Source organism: Pandoraea bronchicola, from assembly GCF_902459805.1.
GTDB classification, from domain to species: domain Bacteria; phylum Pseudomonadota; class Gammaproteobacteria; order Burkholderiales; family Burkholderiaceae; genus Pandoraea; species Pandoraea bronchicola.
In genome coordinates, this window is sequence record NZ_CABPST010000010.1 from 187,918 (window position 1) to 202,002 (window position 14,085).

General features: G+C 62.3%; 15 protein-coding genes. 13 read left to right on the top strand and 2 right to left on the bottom strand.

Going from position 1 to position 14,085, the window contains the following annotated elements:
- The first annotated feature begins 91 nt into the window (after window positions 1-91).
- Both PBR20603_RS18035 and PBR20603_RS24465 read left to right on the top strand, forming a co-directional pair.
- Complete coding sequence (locus PBR20603_RS18035) at window positions 92-1,003, top strand: AraC family transcriptional regulator (RefSeq protein WP_150560867.1); 912 nt, start codon at window positions 92-94, stop codon at window positions 1,001-1,003.
- Window positions 1,004-1,081: 78 nt separating this feature from the next.
- Window positions 1,082-1,318 carry a RidA family protein gene (locus PBR20603_RS24465; protein ID WP_281356065.1) on the top strand — a complete coding sequence of 79 codons (237 nt, stop codon included), beginning with the start codon at window positions 1,082-1,084 and terminating at the stop codon, window positions 1,316-1,318.
- Between the two features lie 144 nt (window positions 1,319-1,462).
- Here the strand turns inward: PBR20603_RS24465 and PBR20603_RS18045 are convergent, their stop codons facing one another.
- Window positions 1,463-2,167 (bottom strand): SDR family oxidoreductase, encoded by a 705-nt coding sequence (locus PBR20603_RS18045; RefSeq protein WP_150560869.1) that lies wholly within the window; start codon window positions 2,165-2,167, stop codon window positions 1,463-1,465.
- A 136-nt stretch (window positions 2,168-2,303) separates the two neighbouring features.
- Between PBR20603_RS18045 and gcvA the strand changes: the two genes are divergently transcribed.
- Window positions 2,304-3,203, top strand: coding sequence for a transcriptional regulator GcvA (gene gcvA / locus PBR20603_RS18050; protein WP_174977964.1), 900 nt, complete (start codon window positions 2,304-2,306; stop codon window positions 3,201-3,203).
- Window positions 3,204-3,245: 42 nt separating this feature from the next.
- Here the strand turns inward: gcvA and PBR20603_RS18055 are convergent, their stop codons facing one another.
- A complete protein-coding gene (locus PBR20603_RS18055) occupies window positions 3,246-4,508 on the bottom strand; it encodes an MFS transporter (RefSeq protein WP_246174802.1) in 1,263 nt (420 codons plus the stop codon).
- A gap of 116 nt (window positions 4,509-4,624) precedes the next feature.
- On the opposite strand from PBR20603_RS18055, the gene PBR20603_RS18060 reads away from it, so the two are divergent.
- The 10 genes from PBR20603_RS18060 to uraD all read left to right on the top strand — a co-directional run bounded on the left by PBR20603_RS18060 (window position 4,625) and on the right by uraD (window position 13,914).
- Window positions 4,625-5,563 (top strand): LysR family transcriptional regulator, encoded by a 939-nt coding sequence (locus tag PBR20603_RS18060; RefSeq protein WP_150560870.1) that lies wholly within the window; start codon window positions 4,625-4,627, stop codon window positions 5,561-5,563.
- A gap of 19 nt (window positions 5,564-5,582) precedes the next feature.
- Window positions 5,583-6,197 (top strand): LON peptidase substrate-binding domain-containing protein, encoded by a 615-nt coding sequence (locus PBR20603_RS18065; protein WP_150560871.1) that lies wholly within the window; start codon window positions 5,583-5,585, stop codon window positions 6,195-6,197.
- A gap of 145 nt (window positions 6,198-6,342) precedes the next feature.
- The gene (locus tag PBR20603_RS18070) at window positions 6,343-7,212 is read left to right on the top strand and encodes a ParB N-terminal domain-containing protein (RefSeq protein ID WP_174977965.1); all 870 of its coding nucleotides are present in this window, start codon (window positions 6,343-6,345) and stop codon (window positions 7,210-7,212) included.
- Window positions 7,213-7,214: 2 nt separating this feature from the next.
- Window positions 7,215-7,886, top strand: a complete 672-nt coding sequence (locus PBR20603_RS18075) for a GntR family transcriptional regulator (RefSeq protein WP_281356064.1) — start codon at window positions 7,215-7,217, stop codon at window positions 7,884-7,886.
- A gap of 185 nt (window positions 7,887-8,071) precedes the next feature.
- On the top strand, window positions 8,072-8,875 hold the full coding sequence (gene dkgB, locus PBR20603_RS18080) for a 2,5-didehydrogluconate reductase DkgB (protein WP_150560873.1): 804 nt from the start codon (window positions 8,072-8,074) through the stop codon (window positions 8,873-8,875).
- A 116-nt stretch (window positions 8,876-8,991) separates the two neighbouring features.
- Window positions 8,992-10,302, top strand: a complete 1,311-nt coding sequence (gene tcuC, locus PBR20603_RS18085) for an MFS transporter (RefSeq protein ID WP_150560874.1) — start codon at window positions 8,992-8,994, stop codon at window positions 10,300-10,302.
- 175 nt (window positions 10,303-10,477) lie between these two features.
- Complete coding sequence (gene tadA / locus PBR20603_RS18090) at window positions 10,478-11,011, top strand: tRNA adenosine(34) deaminase TadA (RefSeq protein WP_150560875.1); 534 nt, start codon at window positions 10,478-10,480, stop codon at window positions 11,009-11,011.
- The gene (ldcA, locus tag PBR20603_RS18095) at window positions 11,008-11,940 is read left to right on the top strand and encodes a muramoyltetrapeptide carboxypeptidase (RefSeq protein WP_150560876.1); all 933 of its coding nucleotides are present in this window, start codon (window positions 11,008-11,010) and stop codon (window positions 11,938-11,940) included. Before tadA ends, ldcA begins: the two co-directional genes overlap by 4 nt.
- A gap of 356 nt (window positions 11,941-12,296) precedes the next feature.
- Window positions 12,297-13,241 (top strand): allantoinase PuuE, encoded by a 945-nt coding sequence (gene puuE, locus PBR20603_RS18100; protein WP_150560877.1) that lies wholly within the window; start codon window positions 12,297-12,299, stop codon window positions 13,239-13,241.
- A 139-nt stretch (window positions 13,242-13,380) separates the two neighbouring features.
- Entirely contained in the window at window positions 13,381-13,914 is a 534-nt protein-coding gene (gene uraD, locus PBR20603_RS18105) for a 2-oxo-4-hydroxy-4-carboxy-5-ureidoimidazoline decarboxylase (protein WP_246174804.1), read from the top strand.
- Window positions 13,915-14,085: the final 171 nt, after the last annotated feature.

Genomic DNA, 14,085 nt, shown 5'->3' on the forward strand with positions numbered 1-14,085 from the left:
TCAAAGGTGAGTTGCAACGCCAAGACGATAGACCACTGCGACCGGACTTTCTATAATTGAACGTCCAGAATTAATTTGCGGGAGTCCGGATATGATCGACCCGTTGGCAGAGGTGGTCACGCTTCTCCAGCCACACGCCAGGCACGCCAAGCTCGTCGTCGGCGCTGGGCCATGGCATATCCATCGCTCGGATGCCGGGCAGCCGTTTTATTGCGTCGTTCTTGAAGGCGCCTGCCGCCTCGCGGTTGACGGGGGGGAAACGATTGAACTCAGCGCGGGGGATTTCATCCTGGTCCCTGAGGCTTACGGATTCGCAATGTCCAGCATGCTGCCGCTCCCGGCCGATATGCCGGAAGCCGTACCGGTTGCCCTGGCCGTCGGGGAATTCCGGATCGGCGATCAGAATGGATCGCCTGACCTGAGCATGCTGGTGGGCCATTGCAGCTTCGACTCTCCCGACGCGGACCTGCTGGTGTCGCTGCTTCCGCAGGTCGTGCACGTACGTGGCGAGCCGCGACTCACCACCCTTGTTCAGCTTGTCAAAGACGAGTTTCGCGACCGGCGTCCGGCGCGCGAAGTCATTCTCGACCACCTGCTCGAAGTCCTGCTCATAGAAGCCCTTCGCTCGACCACCGGGACACCCGCGTCGCTCGGCCTCGTGCGGGGGCTTGCCGACGAACGCCTTGCCGTCACCCTCCGCCGGATGCATGAAAGCCCGGCCAGAGCGTGGACGGTGGCAGAGTTGGCCAGGGAAGCTGCACTCTCTCGTTCAGTCTTCTTCGAGCGTTTCAGCCGTGCGGTAGGCCTCGCGCCGATGGCGTATCTGCTGACCTGGCGCATGGCCTTGGCGAAGAACATGCTTCGGCGGAGCAACCGTGGCATCGCCGAGATTGCGGAGTGCGTCGGCTATGGTTCCGCGAGCGCGTTCAGCGTTGCGTTCGCCCGTCACGTCGGATTGCCGCCGGCACGCTACGCGCGGAAGCAGGCGATGCCTGCCCTCTGACTGACTTGCATGCGAATGCAAAGCACCCGGGGGTGGCGGGGAATTGCCTCGCGGAGCAAGGCGTCGGCGTCTGCCGCGATGGTGAGACAAACACTTCATGGGCGCGAGCCGCTGAATTTGTGGGTGTTTGATCTTCCGAAGTTATCGAGGAATTTTCATGACGACATGAAGGAATGGCCTGTCTTCAACGATATCGACAAGAGCTACTTCACCGAAGGTAAGTATCCGGCCAGAAGCGCGTTCGGCGTGAATGGCATGGCTTTCGATGCACGCGTCGAAGTCGAGTGCATGGCGTCCAAGTCACCGGAAGCCTGAGGGCGTTGACGAGCGGGCAAGGCGACCGTCCTTATCTTGATAACCCGCCCGAGCCCAAGGTCGTCACGCTGTAATGCAAGTTGGCGACCGATGCGCTGCGCACCCGGGAATGTCTGCAATGCGTCCAACGGGCGCGCGCCTGCCTCAAACCGAGCGTGTCAGTCCACCGTCGACGCGAATGTTCTGGCCGGTGATGTAACCGGCACCTTCGGACGCCAGAAACGCCACGGTCGCCGCGATCTCTTCCGCCTTGCCGTAACGCTGCATCGGTACGCTCTCACGTCGCGTCTCTTGCTGCGGCAGGCTGTCGATCCATCCCGGCAGGACGTTGTTCATCCGCACGTTGTCCTTTGCATACTTGTCCGCAAACAGCTTCGTGAACGACGCCAGCCCGGCGCGAAACACGGCGGATGTCGGAAACATTTCGCTCGGCTCGAACGCCCATGCCGTCGAAATGTTGATGATCGCGCCCGAGCCCTGCTTCTGCATGATCGGGGTCACAAGTCGCGTTGGGCGGATCACGTTCATCAGATACGTATCCATGCCGCGATGCCAATCCTCGTCGCTGATTTCCAGAATCGGCGCACGCGGACCGTGACCGGCACTATTCACGAGGACATCGACGCGCCCCCAGCGCTCGACGGCCAGCTCGACCAGCTTCGTCAGCGCCTCGTTCGACTGATTCGACCCGGTCACGCCCACGCCGCCCAGGGCAGTCGCCAGCGCCTCGCCTTTGCCCGACGACGACAGGATGCCAACCTTGAAGCCGTCCGCCGCGAGACGCCGCGCTGCCGCCGCGCCCATACCGCTGCCGCCTGCCGTAATCAACGCCACTTTTTCTACTGTCATGCTGATATCTTCCGAATACGCTGACGTACACCGCCAGCGGTGGTCAATCCGTATGATTCACGTGCGACAGCGTACCATCGCCGCGAATGCTCGACGAACCAGATTTCGACACATCATCCAGTAGAAAAACTACATCATGACGGAAGCTATCGGCCGATTGCCGTCGCTTAACGCGCTGCGCGCCTTTGAGGCGGCGAGCCGGCATCTCAACTTCCGGCTCGCCGCCGAGGAGCTTGGCGTGACGCAAGGGGCCGTCGCTCAGCAGATTCGCGGGTTGGAGTCGGCATTGGGCATGAAGCTCTTCGAGCGGCACCCGCGAGCGCTGTCGCTCACAGAGAGCGGGCGGCGCTATGCCGGCGGTGTCAGGCGAGCGTTTGAGGTGCTGGTGGAAGCGACGCATGCGTTGCGTCCGGAGCCGCTGCGTCTGACCATCAGCGTGACGCCGACGTTGGCATCCAAATGGCTGATCCCGCGACTCCCGGTGTTCCTCGAGACGCATCCGGATATCGATCTGCGTATTCTCGCGACCGACCGGCTTTCGCATTTTCAGGCAGACGCCGTCGATCTCGCCGTGCGCTATGGAAGACCGCCATTCGGCAGCGGCCTGGTTGTCGAGCCGCTCTTCGACGAGGTGCAGGTTGCGGTCGCGTCGCCGCAAACCATTGCGACAGTTGGTCACCCCGGCGAGACGGGCAGCCTGCGCGGCCATGCGTTGCTGCACGACGCCCATAACGCGTGGCCCCAGTTCCTCGAAATCGCGATGCCGCAAGCGCCGTTGTCGGTCGCGAAGAACGTTCGCTTCAATCAGACGGCGCTTGCCATCGATGCAGCGGTCTCAGGGCAAGGGCTGGCGCTCGCGCATACCGACTTCATCGCCGCCGACGTCGCAGCAGGCCGCCTCATCCGCCTTTTCGACACGGAACTCCGTACAGGCGCGGGTTTTTTCATCGTGTACCCGCGCCGGACGCGTCATGCGGATCAGATCGGCGACGTGCGTGAATGGTTGCTGCGGGAAGCGCGAAGTGAAGCCAGTTGAACGGGACGCAACGGCCCGCCTTTGCTCGGCGGCGGCGCCGATTTAGGAACGCATGCGCGGCACAAAGCCGTGTCGCCTGGCAGCATACGCGACACCCAAAGCGGCCAATGCGAGGATGACAAGCACATGAGGGAGTGCGGCGGCGCCCCATGCAGACAACACGGCACCCCCGAGGATGCCGCTGCCCGCGAACGACAGGTTGAACACCGTCACCAGCATCGATTGCGCGACATCCTCGTGTTTGCCTGCCGCGTTGCCCAGCGCTGTCTGCAGGATCGTTGGTGCGCCGCTGAAGCACAGCCCCCAGAGCACCGCGCCAGCGACGAGCACCGGCCACGATGTCGGCCATGTCCCGAAGGCAACGATCACGACCGTGAACCCGGCGAGCGCCAGCAGAACGAGTCTGCGCAGCCAGCGGTCCACCCACATACCAACGCCCCAAAGTCCCACGAGCGTGCAGATGCCAAAGGTCGACAGGACGGCGGCGAGTCGGTCGCCCATGCCCGCCGACGCGAGAAACGGCGCGATGTAGGTGTAAAGCGTGTAGTGCGCCACGACCCATAGCATCACCACAGCGAGCACCGGACGTACCCCCGGCAAACGCAGCACATCGATTACCGATGGTCGCACGCCCGATGCGCGGCCGGTGTCGCCCGCGTTCGACACATCGGGCACGATCAGGCGCATCCAGCCGGCGAGAATCAGCGCGAACGCCGCCAGGCCGCCGAATACCCAGCGCCATCCGATGAGGTGCCCGAGTGCGGTGGCGGCGGGCACACCGATGGCCAGTGCGAGGGGGACGCCGAGCATGACGAATGCCAGCGCGCGTCCCTGGCGCGATGGGCTGACGAGGCGACGCGCAAACGTCGCGATCTCACTCCACGCCAGACCCGTTGCCAGACCGGCCACGAAGCGCGCGGTCAACGTCAGCGTGAAATCGGATGAGATGGCGGTGACGGCATTGCAGAGGGCAAAGCCGAGCAAGGCGACGACCAGCATCGTGCGTCGCGACCAGCGATGCAAGAGCGCTGTCAGGGGCACCGCGCCGAGGCCAGCGCCGAGGGCGCACAGCGTGACCGTCTGACCCGCCCACGATTCGGAGAGGTGGAAGCCGTCGGCCAGTTGCGGCAGCAGACCGGCGGGCACCGTTTCGTTCGCGGCCGCTACGAACGTGGTGAGCATCAACGCCATCATTGATGCCCACGGTGTGGCGTCGGATGACTTGGAAGGCGTGGAGCGCTTCGCGGCGTGGCCGGGCGGGGTCATGCCGGATGGTGGCGGGGAGGCGCTGGGGGAGACTGACATGGTGGTTCGTCCAAACATGAGATGTCCCGGGAGGGACGATGGGACGAAGTCTGCCAAGGCGCGTTATATTTGATAATCCTCGAAAAATTTGAATGACTTTCAAATCTAAATAGAATATGGCCACAGACAAACTTGGCGATATGCGTCTCTTCACCAGTGCGGCGACGCTCGGCAGCCTGTCGGCGGCCGGGCGCAAGCTGGGGATGTCGCCTGCCGCGGCAAGCGCGCGTCTGGCCAAGCTCGAGGCGTCGTTGCAGACGCGTCTGTTCGTGCGCACGACGCGTCAGTTGCGTCTGACGGACGAAGGGCGTGTCTATCTCTCTCACTGCCTCGTTGCCTTGCAAGCCATTGACGACGGCGAGGCGGCGCTACAGGCGGGATGTGCCGCGATTCGCGGCAAGATCCGGCTGTCTGCATCGACCGACTTCGGCTTGCATAAGCTGTCCCCCTGGCTCGACGAGTTCACGCAGCGCTATCCTGAAGTGCGGCTGTCCCTGACCTTGACCGACTCCATTTCCCATCTCGTGCAGGACGATGTCGATCTCGCGATTCGTTTCAGCGAGCCCGATGACGGCACGCTTGTGGCGCGGCGTCTGGCGCCAATGTGCCGCGTGCTGTGTGCGTCACCGGACTATCTGGCTCGTCACGGGGAGCCGTTGACCCCGGACGCCCTCCCGGCGCATCAGTTCATTGTGTTGGTGACATCGTCGGGGCCGCTCAACGAGTTTCATTTCCGCAAGGGGGAGGAGGTCTGGCAATTCACGGTTCCGATGGCGCAGGCGTGGGAGACGAACGATGGGACGCTGGCGCGCCGCTGGGCGCTCGACGGGCGGGGGATCGTGCGCAAAACGCTGTGGGACGCGGCCGACGATGTGCGGGCCGGGCGGCTGAAGATTCTGCTCTCGGATTACATTGCCCAGGAGCCAGGCGTGTATGCGGTACGGCATCGCACGCGATACATGGTGCCGCGCGTGCGCGCGCTGCTCGACTTCCTGATTGACCGGTTCGCGCAGGAGGCTGTTGCGTGGCCTGACATTGGCACTTGCCGGGGGTGACTTCGTGTCATCATACGGCATGGCCCAGATCCCGCTCTTCCCGCTCGGCAATGCCCTGTTTCCCGCCGGGGTATTGCATCTGCGCATCTTCGAGGTGCGCTATCTTGACCTGGTCAAGCGGTGCCTGTCGGACGGCACCGAATTTGGTGTCGTAGTCTTGCGGCAGGGCAGCGAAGTTCGTCTGCCCGATAGCGTCGAGGAGCCCGCCATGATCGGCACGATGGCGCGCATCGACGACTGGCGCGCGACCATGCCTTCGCTGCTCGAAATCGTGTGTCGCGGCACGACCAAGTTCCGTCTCACGTCCGTCGAGTTGGGGAAATACGGTTTATGGATGGGCGAAGCAGAAATGCTGCCGGATGACGCCAACGTTGCCATCCCCGACACCCTGCAGATCAGTGCAGATACGCTGGGCAAGCTGATCGCCGGGTTGCAGCGCGATCCGGCGCGTGCGGCGAAATTGCCGTTGGCGCCGCCGTATCGGCTGGACGAGTGCGGCTGGGTCGCGGATCGCTGGGCTGAGTTGCTGCCGCTGCCGCCACACGAGAAGGAGACGTTGCTGGGCATGGTGGACCCGGTGGCGCGTCTGGCGCGAATTCAGGCGTTCCTGACCGATCACGGCGTGTTGTCCTGAGCGCGAACGGGCAGCGAGGCCAGCCACGTTTCGTCAATGCCGGTCAGACAGGCGATAATGCCGCCTGCAACGTTTTTCCTTGCCGACGTACCGCGTCGTGTCGCAGTCAGCGGCATCGCGTACGGGGGCATCGTTACAAAAATCCATGACAGTCCAGATCAACGAAGAACTCAAGGCGTACATCGATCCGCTCACGCCTGACGAATATGCTGCGCTCGAACAGAGCCTGCTCACGGAAGGTTGCCGTGACGCGCTCGTCCTGTGGGGCGATGTGCTGGTCGACGGTCACAATCGCTACGCGATCTGCCGCAAGCACGACATCGAATTCCGAACCGTCCAGAACACGTCGTTCAAGTCGATGGACGATGTGCATCTGTGGATGATTGACAACCATCTGGGCCGGCGCAGTGTGTCCGACTACCAGCGCGGCGTGTTGGCGTTGCGCAAGAAGACGATTCTCGAAGCGCGCAGCGGCACGGAAGCGCCCGCTGCGGCGCAGGCGCCGCAGGCTGCGACGCCGGGCGACGGCGCTGAGCAGGATGGCGGCAAGACGTCGATTCCCGCCCACACGATGGCGCTCACGCGTGCGGCGTTGGCGCGCGCGGCACGTCTGTCGAGCAATACGCTGGGGCAGATCGAGCAGATTCACAACGCGGCGGCGCCGGAATTGGTCGATGCGGTCAAGCGCGGCGACGTATCGATCAATGCGGCGGCGGCCGTCTCGACCCTGCCGGCGGCGGCGCAGGTGGCGGCCGTGGTCGCGGGCAAGCAGGAGTTGCGGGAGCTGGCGCGTCAGGTGCGCGAGGCGCGTCCGGTCAAGCCGCGTAAGAAGAAGGACGAAGAGATCGTTGAAGATGACGACGGTACCCCGCCGTGGGACACCAGCGCCGATCCGTCTGACGAACTGACGCGGCTGTCGAAAGAACTCAAGGCCATGACCGCCGAGCGCGACGCACTCAAGAAGAAGGTGGCCCATCTGACGATCGCGCTCGCCGAGGCACGAGCGGGTAAGTAATCATGCGAACCTCCGGACCCCAAGCCCTACATCAGGCCATCCGCGACACGCTTCGAGACGAGATCTTGAGCGGCGTGCTCCCGGGTGGATATCAACTGCGTCAGGAAGCGCTGGCCGAGCGCTTCAACGCGAGCCGGGTGCCAGTGCGCGAGGCGTTGCGTCAATTGGAAGCGGAGGGATTGGTCACGCACCATCTGAACCGCGGCGCGACGGTGGCGAGCATGAACCTCGAGCAGTTGTGCGAGTTGCTCGATATTCGCGTAGCACTCGAATGCCACGCTGCCAAACTCGCTGTGCCCAACATGGCTGAGCGTGACTTTCAGGTGATGGAACAGATCCTGGCCGACTACTCGGCGTCTGAAGTCGTCTCGGAATGGGCCGAGTACAACCGGCGATTCCATTTGGCGCTCTCGGCACCTGCCAATAACCGGCGTTTGCGTGTACTTATCGAAGAGTATTGCCTGAATACCGACCGATATTCGCATCTGGCAATGTCGCAGGCCACCGGCAAAGAGAAGCCTCAGCACGATCACTATGAGATTCTGGCCGCCTGCAGACGCCGCGATGTGACAGCGGTCGTGTCGTTGCTTGAGGCGCACATCCTGACGACCCGCAACGAAATCAAGGCGATGGCGCGTGAGGATGTCGGGTTTCTTTCGCGTGCCGCCATTTAAGCCGCCGTCCTGATTGCTGAGAGCAACATCCTAAGTCGAGCGTATTTGTGAATCTGGCGCACGAATCTTGTGCGCCTGCGGGGCCTTCTGGTGCGCTCGGGAATCCGACACACTGTGCTCCTCAGTCAAGCCATTCAACCGACGTTGATTTTTTTGGCGTGACGTTTTCGACAGGAGTTGCATTCATGAGTCTTCCCGCATTCGGCCTCGGCACGTTCCGTCTGAAGGGCCAAACCGTATTTGATACCGTCACCAATGCGCTCGAGCTTGGCTACCGCGCCATCGACACGGCGCAGATCTACGAGAACGAGGCCGACATTGGCCGCGCGCTCGCTGCGTCGGACGTCGCGCGTGACGAGTTGTATCTGACGACCAAGATCTGGGTCGACAACTTTTCCCATGACAAGCTGATTCCAAGTCTGAAGGACAGTCTGTCGAAGCTGGGCACCGACCGCGTCGATCTCACGCTGATTCACTGGCCGTCGCCTGCTAACGCCGTGCCGATGGAGGCGTATCTGGGGGCGTTGCGCGAGGCCCGTGAACTGGGGCTCACCCGTGCCATCGGCGTGTCGAACTTCACCATTGCGTTGCTGCAGCAGGCCATCGGTATTGTCGGGCCGGGTGAACTGGCGACCAACCAGATCGAACTGAGCCCGTATCTGCAGAACCGGAAGCTGGCTGAGTTTGCCCGCTCGCAGGGGGTGCCTGTCACGTCGTACATGACACTGGCTTACGGCAAGGTGCTGAACGATCCGGTGTTGGCGACGATTGCCGGCAAGCATGGGGCGACCACGGCGCAAGTCGCGCTGGCGTGGGCGATGCAGCAGGGATATGCGGTCATTCCCTCGTCGACCAAGCGCGAGAATCTGGCCAGTAACATGAAGGCGTGCGACTTACGTCTTAGCGACGAGGACATGGCGCAGATTGCAACGCTCGATCGCAATGAGCGTCAGGCCAATCCGGCGTCGCTCGCCCCGGCCTGGGACTGAAATATGCGGTAACACGGGCTTTGCTGGGGGGGGGCGACCCAGTGTGAAACATGGTGTCCCGGCGTCGAATCAAGTGCTATCTTGAGCGAAATCGTGTCCGGAGAGGTGAACGCATCATGGCTACCAGCCCCGTCAACCCCGCGTCGGTTCCGCATGCGTCTCCATCGAAGGTTGCCACCGTGATTCGTGTCACGAGTGGCAATTTCATGGAGATGTTCGACTTCTTCCTGTTTGGCTTTTACGCCACCTACATCTCCGCGACATTCTTTCCGTCGGGCGACGAATTTGCGTCGCTGATGCTCACCTTCATGACCTTCGGCGCGGGCTTCCTGATGCGGCCGTTGGGCGCCATCATTCTGGGCGCGTACGTCGACCGGATCGGGCGGCGACGGGGGTTGATCGTGACGTTGTCCATCATGGCGATGGGCACCATTCTCATTGCGTTCGTGCCGGGATTCGCGACCATCGGGTATCTGGCGCCGCTGCTCGTGCTCATCGGGCGGTTGTTGCAAGGTTTCTCGGCTGGCGTCGAACTGGGTGGCGTATCCGTCTATCTGTCGGAGATGGCGACACCAGGTCACAAGGGGTTCTATGTGAGTTGGCAGTCGGGGAGCCAGCAGGTCGCCATTATTGTGGCGGCGTTGTTGGGATACCTGCTTAACAAATGGCTGACTCCCGGGCAAGTGGCGGACTGGGGCTGGCGCGTTCCGTTCTTTATTGGCTGCATGATCGTGCCGGTGTTGTTTGTCATCCGGCGCTCGCTGCAGGAAACCGAAGCCTTTCTGGCGCGCAAGCATCGTCCGAGCACGGGAGAGATTTTCCGTTCGATCGTGCAGAACTGGGGACTGGTTGTGGCCGGCACCATGCTGGTGGCAATGACGACCGTGTCGTTCTACCTGATCACCGTCTACACGCCGACGTTCGGCAAGTCGGTGCTCAAGCTGTCGACGACCGATGCGCTTGTCGTCACCTTCTGTGTGGGGGTTTCCAACTTCATCTGGCTGCCGGTGATGGGGGCGTTGTCCGATCGCATTGGACGGCGGCCGCTGTTGATCGTCTTCACCGTGCTGACCATTCTGACGGCGTATCCCACGTTGGCGTGGCTCGTTGTGGAGCCGACGTTCAGCAAGATGCTGATGGTCGAGCTGTGGCTGTCGTTCCTCTATGCGAGCTATAACGGCGCCATGGTGGTGGCGCTGACCGAGATCATGCCGGTGGAGGTGCGCACGGCGGGATTCTCACTGGCGTACAGTCTGGCGACGGCGCTTTTCGGCGGGTTCACCCCGGCGGTGGCAACGGCGCTGATCGGCGTGACGGGCAACAAGGCGGCGCCGGGCTGGTGGATGACCTTCGCGGCCGTGTGCGGATTGATAGCAACGCTAGTGCTGTATCGCAAGCGCAGTTCGCCGAACGCCGCGATGGCGTGACGCTGTGACGACTGGCTGAAGCTGCGGGATGTCCGCAGGTGTTGAGGTGTGGTGAGGCGTGTGGCGGTAGCGGAGGGCTGTGCGAGAATAGCGCATTGCCGATAGCGGCCAATTGCGCTGTGCGGAGCGCGTCCGGAGGGGCGAGCAACGCGTAGCGGCTTTTCGTCAACGTTTCATGAATCGAGATTTACCCGCGACCGACGAGACCTACATGGGCCTGGCGCTCGAGCAGGCTCGCGCCGCGATGGCGCAGGGAGAGGTGCCGGTCGGTGCCGTGGTTGTTTGCGACGGGCAGGTGGTAGCCGTTGGACACAATTGTCCGGTGGGCGGCCATGATCCGTCTGCGCATGCCGAGATGCAGGCGCTGCGCGCGGCCGCGCAGGCGTTGGGCAACTATCGTTTGCCGGAGTGCGAGTTGTATGTGACGCTCGAGCCGTGCGTCATGTGTGCTGGCGCCATCATGCACGCGCGAATCAAGCGGGTGGTGTATGGTGCGATGGACCCAAAGACCGGGGCCTGCGGCAGTGTGGTCGACCTGTTTGCGGAACCGCGCCTCAATCATCATGCCGAAGTCATCGGCGGTGTCATGCGCGACGAGTGTGTCGGCATTCTCCAGACTTTTTTCAGTGAACGGCGTGCCGCAGCGAGGGCACGGCGTTTGTCGGCGGCTGCCGAGACGCCAACCCCAACACCCGGATCTTCCAATTGACGCAGACCAAGCATCTCGAACTGATTGCCCCGTCCGGCTATGCGCCCGATGCCGACGTAGCCGCGCGTGGTGTCGAAACGCTGGAGCGGCTGGGTTATACCGTCAGCAATCGTGAAGCGCTCGAGCGCCGGTACTTGCGCTTTGCCGGCACCGATGCCGAGCGCGTGGCCGAGATCAATCGGTTGGCGCAACGAGACCATCCTGTGCCTGACGTGGTGCTCGCGGTGCGAGGTGGGTATGGCGCGGTGCATCTACTCGATCATCTTGACTATGAGGCGCTGCATCGCCGGCTGTCAGGTGCGCCGGTCGCCATGATGGGCCACAGCGACTTCACGGCAGTGCAACTGGCGCTGTTGGCGCAGGCGCATCTGACCACGTTCGCAGGGCCGATGCTGCTGGCGGACTTCGGCGCGGCGGCGTTGAGCGACTTTACCGTCACGCAATTTCAATCGGTGCTGCAGTCGCCCAGTCACGTTGTCCAGTGGCAAGGGGATGGTGCGAGCGGCGACATCGATGTATCGGGCACCCTGTGGGGTGGGAATCTGGCGATGGTATGCAGCCTGATCGGTACGCGGTATCTGCCGCAGATCGAGGGCGGTGTGCTGTTTGTCGAGGACGTGAACGAGCCGCCGTACCGGGTTGAGCGCATGTTGTATCAGTTGCATCAGTCCGGCATTCTGGCGCAGCAACGGGCACTGGTGCTGGGAGACTTCTCGCAGTACCGCGTGACGGACTATGACAATGGCTACGACATGCCGACCATGATCGAGAGCGTGCGCAAGGTCATCGGCATTCCGATCGTGACCGGCATGCCGTTTGGTCATTGCCCCGACAAACTGACCTTGCCGGTCGGGGGGCTGGCCAGATTGCAGACGTCTGACGCACAGGTCACGCTGACGCTTACGGGATATCCCTATATGGCGGCGTAATGCCGGGCTGAGTGTCCGGGACAGCGCAAACGCGGAACACGAAAGCACGCCGGGTCGATTCGATGGCCCGGCGTGCTTTTTTATTGTTTTGCGGATTTTGCGGTGATTGGATGAGGTTTGCGTCTATTTTGTGGTGATTTGTGGTGATTTCGATGAAGTTGGTGTTCCTGTGGGTGGTCGGTTGAGTGCGCGGCAGAGCGCGTTTGGGCGAGGAGCGTGGCGGTGGGCGTGTGACGAAGGCGGGGAGACTATACGTCCAGGCGCAGCCTGAATATCTGAATATGGCTATGTTTGCGCGGGGTGGATTTGGCTACACTTCTTCGATCGTTTCGCCATCACAAGGATGCCAAGACATCATGGCCAGCAACATCGCAAGTTCCACGGATTACCCACGCGACCTGATTGGTTATGGCCGTCATGTGCCGTTTGCCGACTGGCCAGGGCGTGCGCGCATCGCCGTCCAGTTTGTTCTGAACTACGAAGAAGGTGGCGAGAACTGTGTTTTGCACGGGGATCGCGCTTCTGAGCAGTTCCTGTCCGAGATCATTGGCGCGGCGGCTTACGAGGCGCGCCACATGAGCATGGAGTCCATCTACGAATATGGTTCGCGCGCGGGCGTGTGGCGCATCTTGCGCGAGTTCGAGCGTCGCGGGTTGCCGTTGACCGTGTTTGGCGTGGCGATGGCAATGCAGCGTCATCCGGAAGTCACGGCGGCATTTCAGGCGTTGGGGCACGAGATTGCGTGCCATGGCTGGCGCTGGATTCACTACCAGAACATGGATGAGGCGACTGAGCGTGAGCACATGCGCATCGCCATCGACATCTTCAGGGAAATGACGGGCAGCGCGCCGCTTGGCTGGTACACCGGTCGCGACAGTCCGAATACGCGTCGTCTCGTGGTGGAGCAGGGTGGGTTTGTGTACGACTCCGACAACTATGGAGACGACTTGCCGTTCTGGACGAAGGTGCAGACGAGCAGTGGTGAGGTCAAGCCGCATCTCGTCGTGCCTTACACCCTCGATTCCAACGACATGCGCTTTGCATCGCCGCAAGGTTTCAACACGGCGGACCACTTCTTCCATTACCTGCGCGATGCGTTCGACGTTTTGTACGCTGAGGGAGATGAGGCACCGAAGATGTTGTCGATCGGCATGCATTGCCGGTTGTTGGGACGTCCGGGGCGGTTCGCTGCGTTGCAGCGATTCCTTGACCACATCGAGAAGCATGATCGCGTGTGGGTGTGCCGTCGCATTGACGTGGCGCGCCACTGGCAAGAGCGTCACCCGTTCGTGGCGGCGTGAGCGGCCGAGCGAGTTGATGCGTGAGGCCCTGCGCCCTGAAGGGCGCAGAGGCAGGTATCGAAATTGAATCCGACAGGCGTCATCGGGTTGTGCGAAGCGCACAGCGGGGCGCCACCTTTGTTCTCCAGGAGAGCGGTAAATGAACGCCCCGTTGCCTATGACCCAACGTACTGTTGCCGAACTGTCGGCGCTGCCGCGTGCCGAGTTCGTTGCCGCGCTCGACGGCATTTTCGAGCATTCCCCGTGGGTGGCTGAAGCGGCTTGGGAAGACCGGCCGTTTGCCACGGTTGATGCATTGCACGACGCCATGTGCCAGGCCGTGATCGATGCGGGTGAAGGTCCGCAGCTCGATCTCATTCGTGCTCACCCGGAGTTGGCGGGCAAGGCGGCTGTGCGTGGCGAGTTGACGGCGGAGTCCACGCGTGAGCAGGCGGGGGCGGGGCTTGATCAGTGTAGTGCAGAGGAATTTGCGCGTCTGACCGAACTCAATGACGGGTACAAGGCCAAGTTCGGTTTCCCGTACATCCTGGCGGTGCGTGGACATACCCGTAGCAGCATCATCGAGAACTTTGCGGCGCGTCTTGAAAACAGCCGGGGGGACGAGATTGAGGAGTGCCTGCGACAGATCTTCCGGATTGCAGGATTCCGTCTGAATGATCTGGTGCGCGACTAAGGCGCAGGCAGATTGAGCGGAAGGACGTCCGCTGGCGTGTTTCACCCGTGTTTCATTTACCCGTTTCAGACTTTACCGAATCATCAGGAGTTGGCATGGCCCTCGCCCCGCAAGATCCGAACGCACCGGAATTCGTGCGCCGTTACGTCAATCTGGCCGATCCGCGACTGG

Excerpts from the sequence above, each read along its gene's own strand:
- PBR20603_RS18035 (WP_150560867.1), top strand. The coding sequence starts at position 92 with ATGATCGACCCGTTGGCAGAGGTGGTCACGCTTCTCCAGCCACACGCC.
- PBR20603_RS24465 (WP_281356065.1), top strand. The coding sequence starts at position 1,082 with ATGGTGAGACAAACACTTCATGGGCGCGAGCCGCTGAATTTGTGGGTG.
- PBR20603_RS18045 (WP_150560869.1), bottom strand. The coding sequence starts at position 2,167 with ATGACAGTAGAAAAAGTGGCGTTGATTACGGCAGGCGGCAGCGGTATG.
- gcvA (WP_174977964.1), top strand. The coding sequence starts at position 2,304 with ATGACGGAAGCTATCGGCCGATTGCCGTCGCTTAACGCGCTGCGCGCC.
- PBR20603_RS18055 (WP_246174802.1), bottom strand. The coding sequence starts at position 4,508 with ATGTCAGTCTCCCCCAGCGCCTCCCCGCCACCATCCGGCATGACCCCG.
- PBR20603_RS18060 (WP_150560870.1), top strand. The coding sequence starts at position 4,625 with ATGGCCACAGACAAACTTGGCGATATGCGTCTCTTCACCAGTGCGGCG.
- PBR20603_RS18065 (WP_150560871.1), top strand. The coding sequence starts at position 5,583 with ATGGCCCAGATCCCGCTCTTCCCGCTCGGCAATGCCCTGTTTCCCGCC.
- PBR20603_RS18070 (WP_174977965.1), top strand. The coding sequence starts at position 6,343 with ATGACAGTCCAGATCAACGAAGAACTCAAGGCGTACATCGATCCGCTC.
- PBR20603_RS18075 (WP_281356064.1), top strand. The coding sequence starts at position 7,215 with ATGCGAACCTCCGGACCCCAAGCCCTACATCAGGCCATCCGCGACACG.
- dkgB (WP_150560873.1), top strand. The coding sequence starts at position 8,072 with ATGAGTCTTCCCGCATTCGGCCTCGGCACGTTCCGTCTGAAGGGCCAA.
- tcuC (WP_150560874.1), top strand. The coding sequence starts at position 8,992 with ATGGCTACCAGCCCCGTCAACCCCGCGTCGGTTCCGCATGCGTCTCCA.
- tadA (WP_150560875.1), top strand. The coding sequence starts at position 10,478 with ATGAATCGAGATTTACCCGCGACCGACGAGACCTACATGGGCCTGGCG.
- puuE (WP_150560877.1), top strand. The coding sequence starts at position 12,297 with ATGGCCAGCAACATCGCAAGTTCCACGGATTACCCACGCGACCTGATT.
- uraD (WP_246174804.1), top strand. The coding sequence starts at position 13,381 with ATGAACGCCCCGTTGCCTATGACCCAACGTACTGTTGCCGAACTGTCG.